Origin of the sequence: Ruminococcus sp. 1001136sp1_2201st1_G3_2201SCRN_220225 (assembly GCF_040924365.1) — a bacterium.
GTDB classification, from domain to species: Bacteria; Bacillota; Clostridia; order Lachnospirales; family Lachnospiraceae; genus Blautia_A; species Blautia_A faecis.
Genome location: NZ_JBCOME010000008.1, coordinates 58,776 through 78,617, shown reverse-complemented (window position 1 = coordinate 78,617; position 19,842 = coordinate 58,776). Strand labels below are relative to the sequence as shown.

Sequence of the window (19,842 nt, the reverse complement as noted above, 5' to 3'; positions counted from 1 at the left end):
GGGGAGTTTTTCTTTTTATAGGTGAAAACAGTACGGCGGTCTGTAAAGAACTTGTAGGGGATACCGTAAGTTGTGAGGATCTGATGGAAAACGTGGTAATAGCCATTCAGAGTTTCCTGGGTATCAAACCAACCGCCGGTAATCCTTCCTGTAGCATCATCTATAGCCAGATGCAGATGCCATATCTGACCGGGGATCCATTCGTAGGGAGTTGCGTCCATTTGCTGCAGTTCACCGAAATAAGCGGCTCTGGGACGGCGGGAATGGGCGTCCTCAAGAGCAACAAGATTAATCTGTATCTGATCCGCTTCTTTCTGAGATTTCGCTGCTTTTTTATCGGCTTTTAATTGTTCTTTGATTCTCTTTTTCTTAGCTTTTGTAGCCTTGGGAGAGAGAATGTATTCAGCTTCGAGAATAGACATAACCGCTGAAGGGGAGATGTGGATATCTTCATGTTTTCCTAATAACTCAGTGAAATGCACAAAATTGGCATCATAGTATTTGTTGCGGTATAAATCGACAACAAGATTACGAGTTTCATTGGGGATGGTATTGGCTGGCTTACGTCCTCTGTTGCCATGGATAAAATAGGCTTTGCCATGCTCTTTGTAGCCTTTAAGCATACGGTTAATGTGACGTACAGTACAACCGAGAGTAAGGGCAGCTCTCTGCTTGTTAGGGGCTGGATGATCTGCCAATGATTTGATCACCTCATACTTCTTTTGTTCATCCATTGATAATTCTACCTTTCTGATAATCGTTACCTCCATCTGTTGATGGAAGCATTATACTACATTGGGACATTTTCCTTTGTGGTATATTAGGACATTATCATAAATGGTTCATATTTTTTACAATTTTTTTTACAAAACCTCTTGACGAAACCAAATCTCCCTGTTATTATAATCGAGTATGCCGCACAAAGAGGTTTAAGAGTCGAGAGACCACCATATTTGGCGAGTAAAGTCTATAGGAGGTGCCACAAATGTACGCAATTATTGCAACAGGTGGTAAACAGTACAAAGTTGCTGAAGGCGACGTAATCAGAGTTGAGAAGCTCGGAGTTGAAGCTGGTGAAACCGTTACTTTTGATTCTGTAATTGCAGTTAGCAATGACGGATTAAAGGTTGGAGAAGACGTTAAGGATGCCAGTGTTACCGCTTCTGTAGTTGAGAACGGAAAGGCTAAAAAAGTCATCGTTTACAAGTACAAGAGAAAAACTGGATATCACAAGAAAAACGGTCACAGACAGCAGTACACCAAAGTTAAAATCGAAAAGATCAACGCTTAATCAGGTGCTGTTATGATCAATATTACAGTTAAGAAGAGAAAAGGCTCTTATCTGGATTTTCTGTCTAAAGGACATGCAGGCTATGCCGAAGAGGGACAGGATATTGTATGTGCTGCCGTATCAGCCTTGATCATTACTACTGTGAATTCTCTTGAGCGATTTACGGAAGAGCAGATTGAAGCAGAAGCGGATGAGGGATATGTATCCATCCATTTTAAAACAAATCCGAATACTGAGCGCGGGAAACTGCTTATGGATTCCCTGATTCTTGGATTAACAGAAATTGAGCATAGTTATAACAATCGATATTTGACAGTAAGAGTCAAGGAGGTGTAACAACAATGATGAAGATGAACCTTCAGTTATTCGCACATAAAAAAGGAGTTGGTTCCACAAAGAACGGTCGTGATTCCGAGTCCAAGAGATTAGGTGCGAAGAGAGCAGACGGACAGTTTGTTAAAGCCGGCAACATCCTTTACAGACAGCGCGGAACTAAGATCCATGCAGGCGAGAACGTAGGATGCGGAAAAGACTATACATTATTTGCACTGACCGATGGTGTTGTAAGATTCACCAGAAAAGGCCGCGATAAGAAACAGGTTTCTATCGTACCAGTAGAGGCAGAGTAATTCGTAGAGCAGGAGGCTTCAAATCTATAAAGGTTTGGAGCCTTTTCTTATAAAGGAGATTTAATGTTCGCAGACAGAGCTACCATATATATCCGTTCCGGCAAGGGCGGCGACGGCCATGTAAGCTTCCGCAGGGAAAAATATGTACCTGACGGCGGTCCGGATGGCGGCGACGGCGGCAAGGGCGGAGACGTTATTTTTGAAGTTGACGAGGGACAGAATACCCTCGGTGATTACCGTCATAAAAGAAAATATAAGGCAGAAGATGGCCAGGAGGGCGGCAAAAAGCGCTGCCACGGTGCTGACGGAGCCGACATCATATTAAAGGTACCGGAAGGTACTGTTATCATGGAGGCTGAATCCCGTAAGGTTATTGCCGATATGTCCGGAGAAAACCGCCGTCAGGTTGTACTGCGCGGCGGACGCGGCGGTAAGGGAAACCAGCATTATGCAACTCCTACCATGCAGGTTCCCAAGTATGCCCAGCCTGGACAGCCTTTTCAGGAGCTTGAAGTGCTTCTGGAGCTAAAGGTGATCGCAGATGTGGGACTGGTAGGTTTTCCTAATGTTGGTAAGTCTACATTTCTCTCCCGTGTTACAAATGCGAAACCGAAGATTGCCAACTATCATTTCACAACCTTAAGTCCGAACCTTGGCGTTGTAGATACTGAGAATGGCGGTTTTATCATCGCAGATATTCCGGGACTGATCGAAGGTGCTTCTGAAGGAGTCGGTCTTGGTCATGAGTTCCTTCGCCATATTGAACGTACCAGAGTTCTGGTGCACATTGTGGATGCAGCTTCCACAGAAGGCCGAGATCCTATTGATGATATTTATAAGATTACCAAAGAACTGGAGAAATACAATCCGGAGATTGCAAAGCGTCCTCAGGTAATTGCAGCCAATAAAGTGGACTGTATTTTTGACGACGGTCAGGAGAATCCTGTAGACAGACTTCGCAAAGAATTTGAACCAAAAGGTATCAAAGTATATCCCATTTCTGCAGTTACCGGACAGGGTGTACGTGAGCTTCTTTTCCATATCAAGGAACTTCTGGACAGTTGTCCGAAGAAAGCAATCGTATTCGAGCAGGAATTCTTCCCGGAAGATATGCTGATCAATGAGAGCCTTCCATTTACCGTACAGGTTGACGAGGAAGATCCATCTGTATTTATCGTAGAAGGACCACGTATTGAGAAAATGCTTGGTTATACCAATCTGGATTCTGAGAAAGGCTTCGCCTTTTTCCAGCGTTTCCTGAAAGAAGGCGGCATTCTGGATGAACTGAAAAACGCCGGTATTCAGGAAGGTGATACGGTCCGTATGTATGGATTTGAATTTGATTATTATAAATAAATAGCAACTATTCAGCAGGTATTCAGGAGATAAATTATGACAAGTAAGCAAAGAGCATATTTAAAAAGTCTGGCAATGAAAATGGATGCCATTATCCAGCTTGGCAAGGGCGGTCTTACACCGGAGAACACCAAGGCTGTTGACGAAGCACTTGCGGCGAGAGAGCTGATCAAAATCAGTGTGCTTCAGAACTGTCTGGAGGATCCTAAGGAAATGGCACAGGTTCTTGCAGAGCGCACCCATTCCCAGGTTGTACAGGTGATCGGTAAGAAGATCGTATTATACCGCGAAGGTAAAAAAGAGAAAAAGAAAATTGAACTGCCAAAATAATCGAAAAAAAATCGGGATCATGGGCGGTACCTTTGATCCCATCCATATGGGACATCTGATCCTGGGTGAGCAGAGCTATGAGCAATTCCAGCTGGATAAGGTTCTGTTTATGCCTTCCGGCAACCCGCCCCATAAACGGGACCGTGCTGGCAGAGCCTCTGATAACCAGCGTGTGGATATGGTCCGGCTTGCAATTGAAGATAATCCCCATTTTGAGCTGTCTCTTGCAGAAATGCACGAGACCGGGTATACCTATACCTATCGCACTCTGGAAGAGCTAAAAGAATACAATCCGGATACAGACTATTATTTTATCATTGGTGCAGATTCTCTTTTTGCTTTTGACGAATGGATGGAACCAGAGCGGATCTGTCGGGCCTGTACTCTTGTGGTGGCTGTCCGGGATCATGCGTCCTACGCTGAACTGAATCAGGAAATCCAGCGTCTTTCTGCAAGGTACAATGGAAATTTTGCCCTTTTGGATACTATGAATATTGATGTGTCCAGTCATCAGATCCGTCAGTGGATTTCAGAGAAAAAAAGTCTGAAATATTACGTCCCGGATAAGGTGATTTCTTACATGAAAGAGAATGGAATTTACAGAAAGAAGGAAGTCTGACCATGGCAGATTACGATTTTGCAAAAATTGAAAAAAAACTTTCCAAATACCTGGATGAGGATCGTTTCCAGCATACCATGGGCGTTATGTACACCAGCGCATGTCTGGCTATGGTCCATGGATATGATATCAAAGATGCACAGGTGGCCGGTCTTCTTCACGATTGCGCCAAATGCATTCCCAATAAGAAAAAACTGAAGATGTGCAGCGAACACAATATTCCGGTTTCCGATTTTGAGAGAAGCCACCCGTTTCTTCTCCATTCCCGTCTTGGAGCTTATATTGCTCACGAGAAATATGGGATTGACGATCAGGAGATTCTTTCTGCCATCAATTATCACACAACTGGCAGACGTGAAATGAGTCTTCTTGAAAAGATTATTTATATTGCAGATTATATTGAGCCCATGCGTTACAAAGCAAGCCGTTTACCGGAAATTCGCAAACTTGCGTTTGAAGACCTAGATGAGTGTATGTATGAGATCCTGAAAGATACTCTGGAGTATCTGGAAGAAGATTCTGCCGATGATATTGAGCCAACTTCCAAGGAGGCTTATATTTATTATAAAGAATTGCATAATAAGCGTAATAACGTATCTGATAATTAATACTCCGCATATACTGGCGAATATTTTGTCACGTTTAAAGACATTTGTTTGCGCAGGAATTTGAAAGAATATTGGGTCAGTATAGGCATTATTAAGAAAGGAGCAGATCAGAATGAGTACAGTAAGTACAGAGAAAATGATGGCACAGATTGCCTGCAAGGCAATTGATGATAAAAAGGGACAGGATATCAAGGTAATTGATATTCATAATGTTTCTGTAATTGCAGATTATTTCGTAATCGCAAGCGGTACAAACTCCAATCAGGTTCAGGCGATCGTCGATAATGTGGAGGAGCAGCTTGGACGCGCTGGCTTTGAGGCGAAGCAGATCGAGGGAAACCGCAATTCCAGCTGGATTCTTATGGATTACGGCGATGTGATCGTGCATGTGTTTGATGAGGAGAACAGACTTTTCTATGATCTGGAGAGAATCTGGAGAGATGGAAAGGTTTTGGAAATGGATGAGTTCTTAGAAAAATAAAAAGTCCCCTTTGGTAAACAAATTGTCTGGAAACAGCAATTGTTTGCTAAAGGGGAAATTTTTTATGACTATTGGTAGAAACGCATGACACCAAATACTTTACCCAGAATCTGGATTTCTCCTGTAATGATAATGGGATCCATGGTGTCATTCTCTGGCTGAAGGCGGTAGTAGCCCTTCTCCTTATAGAAGGTCTTCACTGTGGCAGAGTCCTCTACCAGGGCAACTACAATGTCGCCATTATCGGCAGTAGGCTGCTGCTTTACCAGGACCTGATCACCATCAAAGATTCCTGCATTGATCATGCTGTCGCCTTTTACCTTCAGCATGAAGCTCTGTTCATTGGGCATAAATTCTGCCGGGATGGGAAAATAGCCATCTACATTCTCTACAGCCAGAATAGGCTGTCCGGCGGCTACGGTGCCTACAATCGGAACATTGACCACTTCACGGCGGACAAGATTGAAATTGTCATCTATGATCTCTATAGCTCTCGGCTTCGTGGCGTCGCGGCGGATGTATCCGTTCTTCTCAAGAGCTTCCAGATGGGCATGAACAGATGATGTAGACTTCAGATTTACAGCTTCACAAATCTCACGAACTGCTGGCGGGAATCCGCGGTTCAGAATCTCACTTTTAATATATTCTAAAATTTCCTGCTGTTTTTTGCTGATTTTACCATATGTCATAAGAGTTTTCCTCCGAAATTCATTCAACTTTTTCTTATCATACCATATTTTTCTTAATTAAGCAAACAGATATTCTGAAAATATGTTCGTTTTTTGATATGCAGGCTGTTCACAGCTTCCAGCTTTGTTCACGTTACTGTTCACTCCGTTCACAGTAACGCGCTTCGCGATGCACAGAAATCATGCTTTGCATGATTTCGCGCCACAACTCTCGGGTTTTCTGTGAACTTTGTTCACAAAAACACCTCGCGGAACGTTACCAGTGAACAGTAACTTGTTCACACACTTTCACACACTTTTCGTTTTCTTTTCCTTGTGTTCACCGGCAAAAAATGGTACAATTGTTTGGTATGAAAATTCAGAGCCTGACTCAAAAACAAAGGGGGAATCCGCTTGTCCGAGAAGAAATCTAACAAGCCTGGCAAAATGACAGGACTTTTTGTCCAGTTAAAGAACATATTCGGACTAAATATTGCCACCGTTGCTTTTGGTGTATTGTTATTATATATGATTTTTACTGCCTTTTTACTTGTAACCTCCACACATATCGAATCTTACCAGGTTACCACAGGTCCTTTGTCACGAAACGAAACCTACACTGGTATTTCTCTTCGGGAAGAGAGTGTTTTTAAGGCAGAATCCTCCGGTTATGTGAATTATTATGCCCGGGAGGGAAGTAAGATCAATGCCAACGGTGCTGTTTACGGATTAAGTTCCGGAAAAATTGCAGAAACCAAGTCTGCATTGACTGCTGATGAACTGGAGAATATCCGCAGTTCTATGCTCAGCTTTTCCAAAGGATTTTCCGGAAGTAAATTTAACAACACCTACAGTTTTAAGAACCAGCTGGAGGGAAGCATCCTTCAGTATGAGGGAATTTCCACTGACGGGAATGCAGATTCACAAGTAGTGACCATCGGTGGACAGAATATCTGTAAAGCCCAGGAAGACGGCATTATCCTCTATTCTATGGACGGCTATGAGAATAAGACTGTGGAGAACATTACAGCAGCAGATTTTGACCAGACTTCTTACCATGAAACGGATCTGAAGACATCCGAAAAGGTGCAGGCCGGAGATAACATTTATACAAATATTACCAGCGAATTATGGAGCCTGATCATTCCATTAAGCGACAAACAGGCCGCCAAGCTGGAGGGACGTTCCACCATTCGTGTGAAATTTCTCAAGGATGATATGACACAGAGCGGCGATTTTTCCATCATAAAAATCGATGGTAACAAATATGGAAAAATTGACTTCAGCCGCGGTCTGATCCGCTATGCATCTGACCGTTTTCTGGATATTGAGCTGGTTACCAATACAGTAACCGGTCTTAAGATTCCCCTTTCCGCTATTGAATCCAAGGATTTTTACGTAATTCCGGCAGAATATGCCACGACTGATCCTGACAGCGGAAGTGTAGGCTTTAACAAGATTTCCAAAGATTCCAGCGGAAATAACGTAAGAACCTTTATCAATGCTACAATCTACGGTAAAGTTAAAATTGAATCAGATGATGATTCTGCTGATGAAGCTTACAATTATTACGTGGATAGAAGCGCTTTTAGGGAAGGAGATGCTATTGTAAAAGATGACTCTAACCAGCGCTTTATTGTGGGCGAAACAGATTCTCTGGAAGGCGTTTACTGCATCAATCAAGGGTATGCGGTATTCCGTCAGGTAGATATACTGGATCAGAATGAAGAATATGCCATTATTTCCAGTAATACATCCTACGGACTTTCCCGCTATGACCGCATTGCCAGAGACTCCTCCCAGGTAAAAGAACAGGATATTCTCTACTAAGTTTAACATATACTATTTTTAAGGAGGCTTATAAATGTTAGCTGAAAATTTACAGCAGGTAAATGCAAATATTGAAAAAGCCTGTGCTGCTGTTTCCCGTGACCCAGGTGAAGTCACATTGGTGGCAGTAAGTAAGACCAAACCGGTCTCCATGCTTCAGGAGGCGTATGATGCCGGTGCGCGTGTTTTTGGAGAAAATAAAGTTCAGGAGATCATGGATAAATATGACCAGCTGCCATCAGATATCCAGTGGCACATGATCGGTCATCTGCAGCGCAATAAAGTAAAATATATTATTGACAAGGTTGCCATGATTCACTCGGTAGATTCCCTTCGCCTTGCCCAGACCATTGAGCAGGAAGCTGCAAAGAAAGATCTTGTTATGCCAATTCTGCTGGAAGTTAATGTAGCAGAGGAAGAAAGCAAATTCGGATTAACGACGAATGAGGTGCTTCCTCTTCTTGAGAAAATCAGCATATTTTCCCATATAAAAGTGATGGGACTTATGACCATTGCCCCATTTGTGAAAAATCCAGAAGAAAATCGTGAAGTTTTTCGCACATTGAAGAAATTAAGTGTTGACATTAGTGCAAAAAACATTAATAATGTTAACATGAGTGTTCTGAGTATGGGTATGACCGGAGATTATCAGGTTGCTGTCCAAGAAGGCTCAACCATGGTACGTGTGGGAACCGGTATTTTTGGTGAACGAAATTATGCCACACGGCAAGAAGATTAAGATTGGAGATTGAAAATGAGCGTTTTTGATAAATTATTAGATTCTATTAAACTGAATGATGACGATTATGATGAAGATAATTATTTAGATGAGGATCTGATGGACGATGAAGAGGGAGATTTCTTTGATGACGATCCTATGGATGACAAGCCTAAGAAGAAATTCTTCGAGAAATTCGGTCGTAAGAAAGAGGACGATTTGGCTGACGAAGATACTTCCTTTGACGAAGAACCTGTACATACAGCAGCACCAAAGACTGCTGCCAAGGCTCCTGCGAAACAGCCAGCTGAGAAGCAGCGCCCTGTAGCTTCTTCCAAAATCACTCCGATGAGAAGCAGCCGTCGTGCGAATCAGGCTTCTTCTATGGAGGTTTGTGTGATCAAACCTGCTTCCATGGAGGACACCCGGGAGATTGCAGACACACTTCTTGACAATGCAACTGTAATTCTGAATCTGGAGGGTATTGATGTAGAACTTGCACAGCGTATTATTGATTTTGCATCTGGCGCATGTTATTCCCTGAATGGTTCCCTTCAGAAGATTTCCAGCTACATCTTCGTACTTGGTCCGTCTTCTGTAGATATCACTGGTGATCTTCAGAATATTCTTGGCGGCGCTACACCTTCTGTAAGAGCCGGTTATTGATTTTTATGGATAAGGATGAATTTTTACTTAAGAGAATCCGGGAGCTGGCAAATCTCTCTTACCAGAGAGATATTGTCACCTTTACGGATTTTCTTAACTTAAATGAACAAAATATGCTTGCTTCCCTTAAGCTTCACCAGATGGGCGTAGAGGTAAAGCTTTTCGGTGGCTATGAGCATGCAGAACGGCAGATGGCAGCTTTTTTCCCCGGAGGTCTTGGTTTTTCCTGGGATTATCCTATTGACTGCCTGAAAATAGAGCCCAAGGCTCTTCGTTTTTCTGAGGAGCTTGGACATAGAGATTATCTTGGAGCGCTCCTGAATCTTGGCGTTGACCGCAGTGTAGTTGGTGATATCCTCATCAAGGATAAAGAAGCCTGGTTTTTCTGCCTTCATAAAATGTCTGACTTTTTTATTGAAAATCTTATCCGGGTAAAACATACTACCGTGCTGGTTTCCAGAGTAGAGCAGGCAGAAGAGATTCCGGAACCTGAATTTGAAATGATAAATGGCACCTGCGCTTCTGTAAGGCTGGATGCTCTCATCGGGCTGGCTTTTCAGACGTCCAGAAGCAGCATGGTTTCTTTTATTGAAAGCGGTCTTGTGTTTGTAAACGGCAAACTGATCACCTCCAATGGATATGAGCCAAAAGAAGGCGATATTATTTCCGTTCGCAGCAAAGGACGCTTTATCTATGATGGTGTATCCAGACAGACAAAGAAAGGACGCCTTGGTGTCCGCATTCGAAAATACGTATAAACAATAATACATTTGGAGAGGATTTAACTATGGCAGAAGAAAAATTACTTGTAAAACGTGACGGGGAGTTCTGTTATCCCATTTATTTTGAAAATGACTTTTCTTTTCTTTCACAGGCCCTAACAGACGAAGGTCTTGCAGGGAAAAGCATGTGTATTGTTTCAGATTCCACAGTAGCACCTCTCTATGCAGACCAGGTGAAAGCAGAGCTTTTGAAAGTATCCGATCATGTATGCCAGTTCACTTTCCCCGCAGGAGAAGCACACAAGAATCTTGATACCGTACAGGATCTTTTCCAGTGCCTTATTGAGAATGGGCTTGACCGCAAAAGTCTGGTGGTTGCTCTTGGAGGCGGAGTAACAGGAGACTTATCCGGCTTCGGTGCTGCAGCCTATCTTCGCGGAATTGATTTTATCCAGATTCCTACCACGCTTCTGGCACAGGTTGACAGCAGCGTAGGCGGTAAGACCGGCGTTGATTTCAGACAGTTTAAAAATATGGTAGGCGCTTTTCATCAGCCCCGCCTGGTTTATATGAATATGGCCACCTTGCAATCCCTCCCTGAGCGCGAATTTGGCTGTGGAATGGGTGAAATCCTAAAGACCGGACTAATTTGCGATAAAGGCTTTTTCGACTTTGTATGCGCAAATTACAAGGTCATCCGCACTATGGATCCAGAAATGCTTGCCGTTATGATCCGAAAATGCTGTGCCATCAAAGCCGGGGTTGTAGAACGGGATCCCAAGGAGCAGGGCGAGCGCGCTCTTCTTAATCTTGGCCACACCATAGGACATGCAGTCGAGAAGCTGATGAACTTTAACCTTCTCCATGGTCAGTGTGTGGGAATCGGACTAGTTGCCGCAGCTGCCATTTCCAGGGAAAGAGGTCTCCTCACAAATGGTGAATACGAGCAGATCTGCCATAGCCTTGAGCTTTACAACCTGCCTTTGTATGTGGAAGGACTTTCTCCCATGGACATTCTTGCAGCTACCAAAAAGGACAAAAAAATGGAACAGGGACAGATTAAATTTATCCTTATGGATGGTCTTGGAAAGACTTTTATTGACAAGACAGTTACGGATCAGGAGCTTCTTGTGGGAATTCACGCCATCTGCAGGTAATCTATCATGGAAAATAAAACAGCTTCAGACTACAATGACCTTCCACTAAAAGCACCTAAATTAAAAGGAATTCTGCTTATCCTTTTTCTGGTGCTTCTGGATCAGGGAACAAAGTATTTTGCAATCAGGTATCTGAGAGGAACCTCCGGGATTACTCTTATTGATAGTGTGTTAAACCTTCGTTACCTTGAAAACAGAGGCATGGCATTTGGCCTTCTCCAGAATAAGATCCTTTTTCTGGTGCTTATCTGTATTGTGTTTTTTATGGCTATTATATATCTTTTTATAAAAACACCTGCAACTGTTTATTACAGACCACTGCTTTATACAGCGGCAATTGTGTTCGCTGGAGCAATGGGGAATTTTATAGACCGTGTTTTCCGTGGGTATGTGGTAGATTTTATTTATTTTTCCCTAATTGATTTTCCCACGTTTAATGTGGCAGATATTTACGTGACCTGTGGGATCACAGTGATGGTATTTCTTATGTTTTTCCGTTATACAGAAGAAAATGATTTTGACTTTCTGAAACCGGGGAACAGATCTGCCAAGTAAATTGATTTGTCTGATTTTTCATATACCGCGTAATTGAGAGAGGAGTTTTACTGAAACATGGAGCAATTGGAATTTACAGCAACCGAAGATGAAGCAGGAGTGCGCATAGACCGCTGTCTTTCCGATAAATATAAGGAACTTTCCCGTTCTTATCTTCAGAAGCTTCTGAAAGAACAAGGTGTTACCGTCAATGGGAAAGCAGTAAAAGCAAACTACAAAATACAGGCAGGGGATCTGGTTCAGACAACCCTGCCTGATCTGACTGAACCGGATATTCTTCCGGAAAATATCCCTTTGGACATTTTATACGAAGATGATGATGTACTGGTGATAAATAAGCCCAAAGGAATGGTAGTCCATCCTGCAAACGGCCACACCAGCGGAACTTTGGTAAATGCTATTATGTACCACTGTCAGGGCAATCTGTCCGGTATTAACGGTGTTATGCGCCCTGGAATCGTCCACCGTATTGATAAGGACACTACAGGAGCTCTTCTTGTATGCAAGAATGACACGGCTCACCGTGATCTGGCCAAGCAACTGAAAGCGCATACCATCAAGCGGCGTTACCGGGCTATTGTAGCCGGTAATCTTAAGGAAGATGAAGGTACTGTGGAAGGCCCGATTGGCCGTCACCCAATTGACCGGAAAAAAATGGCGATCAACTACAAAAATGGAAAAGACGCTGTCACCCATTATAAAGTCCTGGAACGTTTCGGGAATGCGACTTATATCGAGTGCCGCCTTGAAACCGGTCGTACCCATCAGATCCGTGTACATATGACCAGCCTTGGACATCCTCTTCTTGGCGACGAGATCTATGGCTCAGGCAAAAATCCCTATCATCTTCAGGGACAGACTCTTCATGCCATGGTTTTGGGCTTTGTTCACCCAAGAACAGGAGAGTATATGGAGTTTTCTGCACCTTTGCCAGAATATTTTCTCGATTTGTTAGAAAAATTAAGAAAATAGTTGTCAGTTTACCCTGATGTAGTGTATAATAATCTTACAAAATTCCTATGAATTGCCAGTCACGAAGTGAACAGTAACAAAGGAATTGCAGAAGGGAGTGGCAGATATGAACAATACAACAAGTTCAATTATTACCATCGGACGTGAATATGGAAGCGCCGGCAGGCAGATTGGTCAGGAAGTAGCCAGATATTTTGGAATCAAGTGTTACGACAAAGAGCTTCTGGAGCATGCTGCAAACGACAGCGGTATTTGCAAGGAATTATTTGAGAATCATGACGAGAGGCCAACTAACAGCTTCCTGTATTCTCTTGTAATGGATACTTATTCTTTTGGATATTCTTCTGCTGGATTTACAGACATGCCTATGAACCACAAGGTTTTCCTGGCACAGTTCGAAGCCATCAAGAAATTAGCTGCTGAAGGTCCCTGTGTTATGGTAGGGCGTTGTGCAGATTATGCTCTTGCAGATAATAAAAACTGCTTCAGTGTTTTTGTTCATGCTGATCTGGACTGGAGGATCAAGCGTATTGCAGGCAAATACAATAAGACACCTAAAGAAGCCAAAGATATGATCACCAAGACAGATAAGAGCCGTGCAAGCTACTATAATTACTACACCAATAAGAAATGGGGTGCAGCAGCGGGCTACAGCTTAAGCATTGACAGCAGTGTGCTTGGTATCGAAGGTGCTGCCCAGGCGATTATCAATACCATACATATTTTTGATGACCTTAAGAAATAATATACAGAATCATGTGTAAATAAGGAGTTCTCGAAAGAGAGCTCCTTTTGTAATTTGTTGCATCTCAATTCCTGTTTTCAAACGCCATCGCCACTTTATATTTTTTTAATAAGACATTGAGACAAAACTGTGTTATAATAGATGGAAATCGCTGTTAAATAAATAACAGTGCAGACACTTATTGGTTACTGTACAAACAGCAGGCAGTAACACATATTTTGCATTCATGTTTCAGGAGGACGATATTAGAATATGAAATTACGCTGGGACAATCAACATGTTCGCTGGGGAGTAACTTCTTTCCTTGTAATCGCAGCCAGTATGCTCTTTTATTATGGTGTTTTCCATATGAAGACACTGATTACAGGAATCCAGACATTTCTGGGGATTCTCACACCTATTGTTTATGGTGTCGTGATCGCCTTTTTACTGACCCCTGTATTAAATTTCCTGGAGAAAAAAATCATTTATCCGCTTCTTGCCAGGAAGGAAGTATCAGTAGGAAAGAAGGGGCGCAAGGCAATTCGGTGGGCATGCGTAATTTTATGTATGTTTCTCTTCCTTGCTCTTATTTATGCCCTTATTATGATGATTCTGCCAGAACTGATCCGAAGTATTATGGGTCTGATCTACAGTTTTCCAGCCTATGTGAAGGTTATTCAGAAATGGCTGCAGTCTTTCATTGAGAAATGGAATCTGAACAGTGATGCACTGGACACTTTGAATCAGTCCATCACCACAGCGCAGGACTACCTGACTACGAATATCCTTCCGCAGATGCAGGAAATGCTAAAAAATATTTCCGCAGGTGTGTTTGAATTAATTAATTTTCTGAAGAATTTCCTCATCGGAGCTATCGTTTCCCTGTACCTGATGGCAGATAAAGAGGGATTCATTGCCAAGGCAAAAATGCTCACCTACGCAATTTTTAATACCCAGCATGCGAATTTTATCATCCATTCCATGCGTTTTACCAATAGAACCTTTATCGGATTTTTCAGTGGTAAGATTTTGGATTCTGCCATCATTGGCGTATTGTGTTATATTGGTATGAACTTTTTGAATATGCCATATATACTTTTGATCAGTGTGATCATTGGTGTAACCAACGTAATTCCATTTTTTGGACCTTACCTCGGAGCAATCCCAAGTATTTTTCTCATCTTATTGGTGGATCCGCTGCAGGCTATTTATTTTGCAATTTTTATTCTTGTTCTCCAGCAGTTTGACGGCAATATTCTTGGACCGAAGATTCTTGGTGATTCCACAGGACTTTCCAGTTTTCTGGTCATTGTCGCCATCCTTATTGGCGGTGGAATCTTTGGAATCCCAGGTATGATCATTGGCGTTCCTGTTTTTGCAGTGCTTTACGCGGCACTTGGCAGGCTTGTCCATATCAGCCTGATCTATAAGCAGGTTCCAGATGAGGAGCAAAAATACACCAACATTGACTGTCTGGATCCGGAAACACATGAACCCGTTCTTTTCCCGGCAGAAGAGCCGAAGAAGAGAGAGACACCCAGACGCACTGCAATGTTGAAATTTACCCTTACTTTGTTAAAAACGATCCAGAAAATCCTGACTACAATCTGGATCCTTATAAAAAAATATTCTGTGATAATTTATCAAAAAGTCAGACAATTGATAGAAGAGTACAGACAGAAACAAAACAGTAAAAAGGACGGAAATTAACATGCGGCTTTTAATACAACGTGTAAATCATGCAAGCGTAAAAGTAGATGGTGAAGTTATCGGAAATATTGGGAAGGGCTTTCTTGTACTGGTCGGCATAGGTCAGAATGATACCAGGGAAATTGCAGACAAATATATGAAAAAAATGCTAGGACTTCGAATTTTTGAAGATGAAAATGGCAAAACAAACCTTTCCCTGGCAGATGTAAATGGGGAGCTTTTGATGGTTTCGCAATTCACGTTATATGCCAACTGCAAAAAAGGAAACCGGCCAAGCTTTATTGAAGCCGGTGCGCCAGAACAGGCAAATGAACTTTATGAATACATGCTAAAGGAAGCTGCAAAAGTTGTTCCAGTTGTTCAGCATGGTATTTTTGGCGCTGATATGAAAATTTCACTGGAAAACGATGGACCGTTTACAGTGATGTTGGACGAATCGATCATGTAAAATTAACAGCAATTGTAACGAAACCGGCCAAGCTTTATTGAAACCGGTGCGCCAGATGTTCAGAATCGTCTGTAACTGCATAATGAATGCAGTCGAACCATCAATTATATTTTAACATTTAATGAAATTCTGAAAAACGCCGAAAACAGCCAGAAGAAGTGGCTGATTCGGCGTTATACCCCTCATCTAGATCTATACGACAAACCCGAGTTTTTCATATAGATTGGTATCATTATTACTTCTAAAGGAGAATCTTTCATGGATAAAAAAGTCACCTACCACGAACAGACTGACGTCGAAAATACCTTGCGGCTTCGTGATGTTCTAAAAACCTTGCCGCCATTTTGCAAGGATTTCTTTCGTGCCATTGAACCTCGTACCACAACTAAAACCAGAATTTCCTATGCATATGACATCCGCATTTTCTTCCAGTTTCTTCTGGAACAAAATCCAGCCTTCAGGGACTGGTCTATAGATGCCTTTACAGTGGATGTCCTGGATCAGATCACAGCTGTTGATCTTGAAGAATATGAAGAATATCTGAAAGTTTACCAGGCCGGGGATAAAACGGAAACCAATGGCGAACGTGGTCTGAAGCGAAAAATGTCCTCATTGCGAAGTTTTTATGCATATTATTTTAAACGTGAAATGATTCACACAAATCCTACCGTCCTTGTGGACGTTCCAAAGATTCATCAGAAAAGTATCATTCGCCTGGAAGCTGATGAAGTTGCCTTGCTGCTGGATTATATTGAGCACGGCGGGGACGACCTTACCGGTCAGAAAAAGGTATATTATGAAAAAAACAAAGACCGTGACCTCGCTCTCGTTACTCTTCTGCTTGGAACAGGTGTTCGTGTTTCTGAATGTGTAGGTCTTGACATAGAAGACGTAGATTTCAAAAACAATGGAATCAAGGTTACTCGAAAAGGTGGAAATGAAATGGTTGTATATTTCGGTCCTGAAGTAGAAAAAGCTCTGAAAAACTACCTGGAAGTACGCAAGAACATTATTCCTGTAGAAGGCCACGAACACGCTCTCTTCTACTCTACCCAGCGCAAACGAATTGGTGTCCAGGCCGTTGAAAACCTGGTCAAAAAATATGCCCGCCAGGTTACCACCACCAAGAAAATCACCCCTCATAAACTCCGCAGTACCTACGGCACCGCCCTCTACCAGGAAACAGGCGATATTTACCTTGTAGCGGACGTTTTAGGCCATAAGGACGTGAATACTACCAAGAAGCATTATGCAGCCTTAGACGATTCCAGACGGCGTCAGGCAGCCACTGCTGTAAAGCTGCGTGAAGATTAACATCTGCTTCACACGTACAATTGTTGTAATCACCGCATTTAATTCACATAATATTATTATTGTAAATCAATTCAAAACTTTCTGCAAAATCTCCCTCAAAGTGGAGCGTGCAGATTGTAGGAATGATTTTTCAAACACGCTCTAAGGCGCAGCTCAAAAAAGGACATGACCCACAGTCGAGTCATGTCCTTATGTACCTCTAATTTGGTTTTACTGAATTTATAGCTGCAATATCATATTATCCGAGATTATAATGCTACTGCAATCTTATCCTGTAATGCTTCCGGAATCTCTTCTTTGTCAAGCGAAATACTTACAACTATTGAAATTCCATATTTCTCACCGATCTTGTCCAGCTGATCAAGTGTATCTGTAACATCAGCGTCTTCCAACTTGGAAACCTTGAGGAAACTGTCCAGATAAATCTGCTCAAGATCATGATCCTGAGAAATAATACCACAGATGAAACCTACGAATTCATCTGCATTCTTCAATGGATAAGAGGAGACGTCGATAAGACGTACCTTATTGTTAAGCTCATACATATGTTTGGTACTCTTGTCAAGGTAAACAATGCTTCCGTTGGCTTCTTTCACCGCACCGTTTACTCTGTCTAAGAGCACTTTTGTTTTGCCTTTGCCTTTCTTTCCTACGATCAGTTCAACCATGATGTTTTCCTCCTTAGACAATATGATATTAAATTTTTACCAAAACCTTGTTTAATATGTTTCATATTATAGTATAATTTTTCTAAATTTTCAAGAGTTTTTTTAATATTTCTGTCTATTTTTCTCAATTGTGGCTACGATTCATAAACAGACTGACTAGTTTATATTCTGCAAAAGGGACGACATCTGCTCATAAAGCTCGTCTTTTGTGGAGGCACCCATTACAATGGAAATGTACGGCTTTCCATAAGCATTCTGGCTCAGCAACGCCAGACAGTTGCCTGCATTGTCCGTAGTACCTGTCTTTCCACCTAGAATAGTCACATTCTTAGGAGGGGTAGCTTCTCCTGTGAGATAATGGTCTGTGGCAAGTAATGTGGTACTTGCACTGCTTCCGTCCGCATGAGTATATTCTACGGTATAAGATCCGGACTGTGTGATCTGAGTAAACTCCGGATAATTCAAAGCTTCCTTTAGCATCAGATAGATATCATAGGGAGTGGTATAATGGTTTTCGTCCTGCAGACCATGAGGATTGGTAAAATGAGTTCCGGTACAGCCAAGTTCCCTGGCATAACTGTTCATCATCTCCACAAACCCCTCTGTAGAACCACCCACATGCTCTGCAATAGCCGCTGCTGCATCATTACCCGAATAAACCAACAGACAATGAAGAAGCTGATCAAGAGTCACCTGGTCACCTGCCCAAAAGCCGCAAACCTGTGAACCCTCCTCCAGATTCAGATTCTCCTGTGTAATGGTTACTACATCATCCATATTTCCATATTTCAGTGCCAGCATAGCTGTCATGATCTTGGTGATACTTGCCGGGTATACCTTTTGAAGTGCCTGTTTGGAATAAAGCACCTTTCTGTCATCCAGATCCAGAAGAAGTCCTTTCTGATTTTCCCCAAGGGAAACACCATCCATAGGAACATCTGATACGACCACACACAGATTCTTGGCAAAACCATCAGTTCTCAGGCTGTCTAAGTCTGTAATTCCACCAGAAAACTCTCTGGAAGCTACATATGCCTCCTCCAGCTTATCAAAAACAGTTCCATTTCGTAGAACATAAATTGCACCGATCCCAGTACCGCCAAGCACAACCAAAAGAAACAGCAAAAGAACAGTATTTCTGATCCTCTTTCTTCTGGAACTTCGAAATCTTGCCTGTTTACGTCTTGAGTTCTTCTTTTTTGCGGCTGTCATAAATATTCCTCTTTCTTATCAATTTCTTTTCTCTTAAGTTCTTTATTATAAGTACTGCTCTGCAGACCTACATTCATCACAAGCCCCATACCAATAAACAAGCTGACCAGGGAAGTCAGACCATAACTTACAAAAGGAAGAGGCGTACCAGTATTAGGTGCCAGTCCAGTAGCAACGCAGATATTTAAAAAACTCTGTATAGCTACGACACTTCCAATTCCGCAGCAGATAATCTTCCCGGCCAGATCCTTTGCCCTAAGGCTCATCCTGATACATTCAACTGAAATCAACAACAATAATACGACCAAAGTTGTACATCCTATAAATCCATACTCCTCTCCGGCAACCGCGAAGATAAAGTCAGTCTGGTTCTCTGCAACAAAGTTTCCAGCATTTACAGAAGAAACCTGGTCATCCCCGGTAAGTTTTTTTCCAACCAGTTCTCCGGAGGCAATCGCCGTCTTCGAGTTATTCTGCTGTTCAATATCCTCCTGGTATTCCTCGTTTTCCGGGTAAAGGAAAGACATAATACGCGTTCTCTGATAATCCTTGATCAGGGTCTGATCCGGCTGTACAACAATGGACAAAAATATGATCAAAAGGGGAACCGCGATCAGAATCGCACCTCCGATGATCTTGTAACTCAGTCCTGCTATATACAGCAGAATACAGAAAATAATGGTTACCGTAATGGTATTTTTCATATCCGGCTGTGCATAAATAAGAGCCAATGGAACAGCCAGAAGGAGCACTGATTCTGCCAACACCCTGAAAGTATTGATATCATCTTCATGATCCATAAAAAACTTGGCAAAAAACAGAATAATAATAACCTTGGAAAGCTCGGTAGGCTGAAAACGGAAACCACCGATATCCAGCCATCTGGACGCACCTCCTGCCTCACTTCCGAACAATCGTACACCAATAAGCATAAGCAGATTAAAACCATACATGATCCACTGGAAATTCAATATCCAGGAATAATCCATTAACGATAAGATCACCAGCAACACAAGCCCCATCACAACGCCCAAAAGCTGTTTGTTTCGAAGATCTGGAGACGCACTTGCTACCAGCTGCACTCCAAACAGACTGATCGCAGTCAGAAGGATCACTAGTTTAAAATTGTAAAAACGTAGCTTATACTGTTTAATCATAAAT

24 protein-coding genes and 1 pseudogene are annotated in these 19,842 nt (G+C 42.3%); 20 read left to right on the top strand and 5 right to left on the bottom strand.

What is annotated here, in order from left to right; all coding sequences use genetic code 11:
* A pseudogene (locus AB5642_RS04730) lies at positions 1-734 on the bottom strand (ISNCY family transposase); the annotation flags it as partial.
* Positions 735-985: 251 nt separating this feature from the next.
* Here AB5642_RS04730 and rplU point away from each other — a divergent pair.
* From rplU to rsfS, 8 genes are all read left to right on the top strand, one after another.
* Positions 986-1,291, top strand: coding sequence for a 50S ribosomal protein L21 (gene rplU, locus AB5642_RS04725; protein WP_118580170.1), 306 nt, complete (start codon positions 986-988; stop codon positions 1,289-1,291).
* A 12-nt stretch (positions 1,292-1,303) separates the two neighbouring features.
* Positions 1,304-1,627: a ribosomal-processing cysteine protease Prp gene (locus AB5642_RS04720; RefSeq protein WP_173718934.1), complete on the top strand. Its 324-nt coding sequence runs from the start codon at positions 1,304-1,306 to the stop codon at positions 1,625-1,627.
* A gap of 5 nt (positions 1,628-1,632) precedes the next feature.
* A complete protein-coding gene (rpmA, locus tag AB5642_RS04715; RefSeq protein WP_015542711.1) occupies positions 1,633-1,920 on the top strand; it encodes a 50S ribosomal protein L27 in 288 nt (95 codons plus the stop codon).
* A gap of 63 nt (positions 1,921-1,983) precedes the next feature.
* Positions 1,984-3,276 (top strand): GTPase ObgE, encoded by a 1,293-nt coding sequence (gene obgE, locus AB5642_RS04710; protein ID WP_173718933.1) that lies wholly within the window; start codon positions 1,984-1,986, stop codon positions 3,274-3,276.
* 36 nt (positions 3,277-3,312) lie between these two features.
* The gene (yhbY, locus tag AB5642_RS04705; RefSeq protein ID WP_118580179.1) at positions 3,313-3,606 is read left to right on the top strand and encodes a ribosome assembly RNA-binding protein YhbY; all 294 of its coding nucleotides are present in this window, start codon (positions 3,313-3,315) and stop codon (positions 3,604-3,606) included.
* The gene (gene nadD, locus AB5642_RS04700; protein ID WP_330590271.1) at positions 3,590-4,225 is read left to right on the top strand and encodes a nicotinate-nucleotide adenylyltransferase; all 636 of its coding nucleotides are present in this window, start codon (positions 3,590-3,592) and stop codon (positions 4,223-4,225) included. The genes yhbY and nadD overlap by 17 nt, the downstream gene beginning before the upstream one ends.
* 2 nt (positions 4,226-4,227) lie before the next feature.
* Positions 4,228-4,833, top strand: coding sequence for a bis(5'-nucleosyl)-tetraphosphatase (symmetrical) YqeK (yqeK, locus tag AB5642_RS04695; RefSeq protein ID WP_173718932.1), 606 nt, complete (start codon positions 4,228-4,230; stop codon positions 4,831-4,833).
* A gap of 112 nt (positions 4,834-4,945) precedes the next feature.
* Positions 4,946-5,314, top strand: a complete 369-nt coding sequence (gene rsfS / locus AB5642_RS04690) for a ribosome silencing factor (protein ID WP_173718931.1) — start codon at positions 4,946-4,948, stop codon at positions 5,312-5,314.
* A 68-nt stretch (positions 5,315-5,382) separates the two neighbouring features.
* On the opposite strand, the gene lexA is transcribed toward rsfS, so the two are convergent.
* Entirely contained in the window at positions 5,383-6,003 is a 621-nt protein-coding gene (gene lexA / locus AB5642_RS04685; protein WP_173718930.1) for a transcriptional repressor LexA, read from the bottom strand.
* A gap of 393 nt (positions 6,004-6,396) precedes the next feature.
* Here lexA and AB5642_RS04680 point away from each other — a divergent pair, with 393 nt between their 5' ends.
* From AB5642_RS04680 to AB5642_RS04625, 12 genes are all read left to right on the top strand, one after another.
* Positions 6,397-7,812: an HlyD family efflux transporter periplasmic adaptor subunit gene (locus AB5642_RS04680; protein ID WP_237925602.1), complete on the top strand. Its 1,416-nt coding sequence runs from the start codon at positions 6,397-6,399 to the stop codon at positions 7,810-7,812.
* Positions 7,813-7,846: 34 nt separating this feature from the next.
* Positions 7,847-8,551 (top strand): YggS family pyridoxal phosphate-dependent enzyme, encoded by a 705-nt coding sequence (locus AB5642_RS04675; protein WP_173718929.1) that lies wholly within the window; start codon positions 7,847-7,849, stop codon positions 8,549-8,551.
* Between the two features lie 15 nt (positions 8,552-8,566).
* Positions 8,567-9,196, top strand: a complete 630-nt coding sequence (locus AB5642_RS04670) for a cell division protein SepF (protein ID WP_173718928.1) — start codon at positions 8,567-8,569, stop codon at positions 9,194-9,196.
* 5 nt (positions 9,197-9,201) lie between these two features.
* Complete coding sequence (locus AB5642_RS04665) at positions 9,202-9,954, top strand: RNA-binding protein (RefSeq protein ID WP_173718938.1); 753 nt, start codon at positions 9,202-9,204, stop codon at positions 9,952-9,954.
* A gap of 29 nt (positions 9,955-9,983) precedes the next feature.
* Positions 9,984-11,075 carry a 3-dehydroquinate synthase gene (aroB, locus tag AB5642_RS04660; RefSeq protein ID WP_173718927.1) on the top strand — a complete coding sequence of 364 codons (1,092 nt, stop codon included), beginning with the start codon at positions 9,984-9,986 and terminating at the stop codon, positions 11,073-11,075.
* A 6-nt stretch (positions 11,076-11,081) separates the two neighbouring features.
* Complete coding sequence (gene lspA / locus AB5642_RS04655) at positions 11,082-11,630, top strand: signal peptidase II (protein WP_173718926.1); 549 nt, start codon at positions 11,082-11,084, stop codon at positions 11,628-11,630.
* 57 nt (positions 11,631-11,687) lie between these two features.
* A complete protein-coding gene (locus AB5642_RS04650; RefSeq protein WP_173718925.1) occupies positions 11,688-12,602 on the top strand; it encodes an RluA family pseudouridine synthase in 915 nt (304 codons plus the stop codon).
* Positions 12,603-12,708: 106 nt separating this feature from the next.
* Entirely contained in the window at positions 12,709-13,347 is a 639-nt protein-coding gene (locus AB5642_RS04645; protein WP_173718924.1) for an AAA family ATPase, read from the top strand.
* Between the two features lie 252 nt (positions 13,348-13,599).
* Complete coding sequence (locus AB5642_RS04640) at positions 13,600-15,039, top strand: AI-2E family transporter (RefSeq protein ID WP_118580206.1); 1,440 nt, start codon at positions 13,600-13,602, stop codon at positions 15,037-15,039.
* 1 nt (position 15,040) lies between these two features.
* Entirely contained in the window at positions 15,041-15,487 is a 447-nt protein-coding gene (dtd, locus tag AB5642_RS04635) for a D-aminoacyl-tRNA deacylase (protein WP_148463019.1), read from the top strand.
* Between the two features lie 258 nt (positions 15,488-15,745).
* Positions 15,746-16,801 (top strand): tyrosine-type recombinase/integrase, encoded by a 1,056-nt coding sequence (locus tag AB5642_RS04630; RefSeq protein WP_148463018.1) that lies wholly within the window; start codon positions 15,746-15,748, stop codon positions 16,799-16,801.
* A gap of 65 nt (positions 16,802-16,866) precedes the next feature.
* Complete coding sequence (locus AB5642_RS04625) at positions 16,867-17,004, top strand: DUF6783 domain-containing protein (RefSeq protein ID WP_368357286.1); 138 nt, start codon at positions 16,867-16,869, stop codon at positions 17,002-17,004.
* 45 nt (positions 17,005-17,049) lie between these two features.
* Here AB5642_RS04625 and AB5642_RS04620 read toward each other — a convergent pair whose 3' ends face one another.
* The 3 genes from AB5642_RS04620 to AB5642_RS04610 form a co-directional block, all read right to left on the bottom strand.
* Entirely contained in the window at positions 17,050-17,469 is a 420-nt protein-coding gene (locus AB5642_RS04620; RefSeq protein WP_118580215.1) for a twitching motility protein PilT, read from the bottom strand.
* A gap of 156 nt (positions 17,470-17,625) precedes the next feature.
* Positions 17,626-18,681 carry a D-alanyl-D-alanine carboxypeptidase family protein gene (locus AB5642_RS04615; RefSeq protein ID WP_173718923.1) on the bottom strand — a complete coding sequence of 352 codons (1,056 nt, stop codon included), beginning with the start codon at positions 18,679-18,681 and terminating at the stop codon, positions 17,626-17,628.
* Positions 18,678-19,838 (bottom strand): FtsW/RodA/SpoVE family cell cycle protein, encoded by a 1,161-nt coding sequence (locus AB5642_RS04610; protein ID WP_148463016.1) that lies wholly within the window; start codon positions 19,836-19,838, stop codon positions 18,678-18,680. Before AB5642_RS04610 ends, AB5642_RS04615 begins: the two co-directional genes overlap by 4 nt.
* Positions 19,839-19,842: the final 4 nt, after the last annotated feature.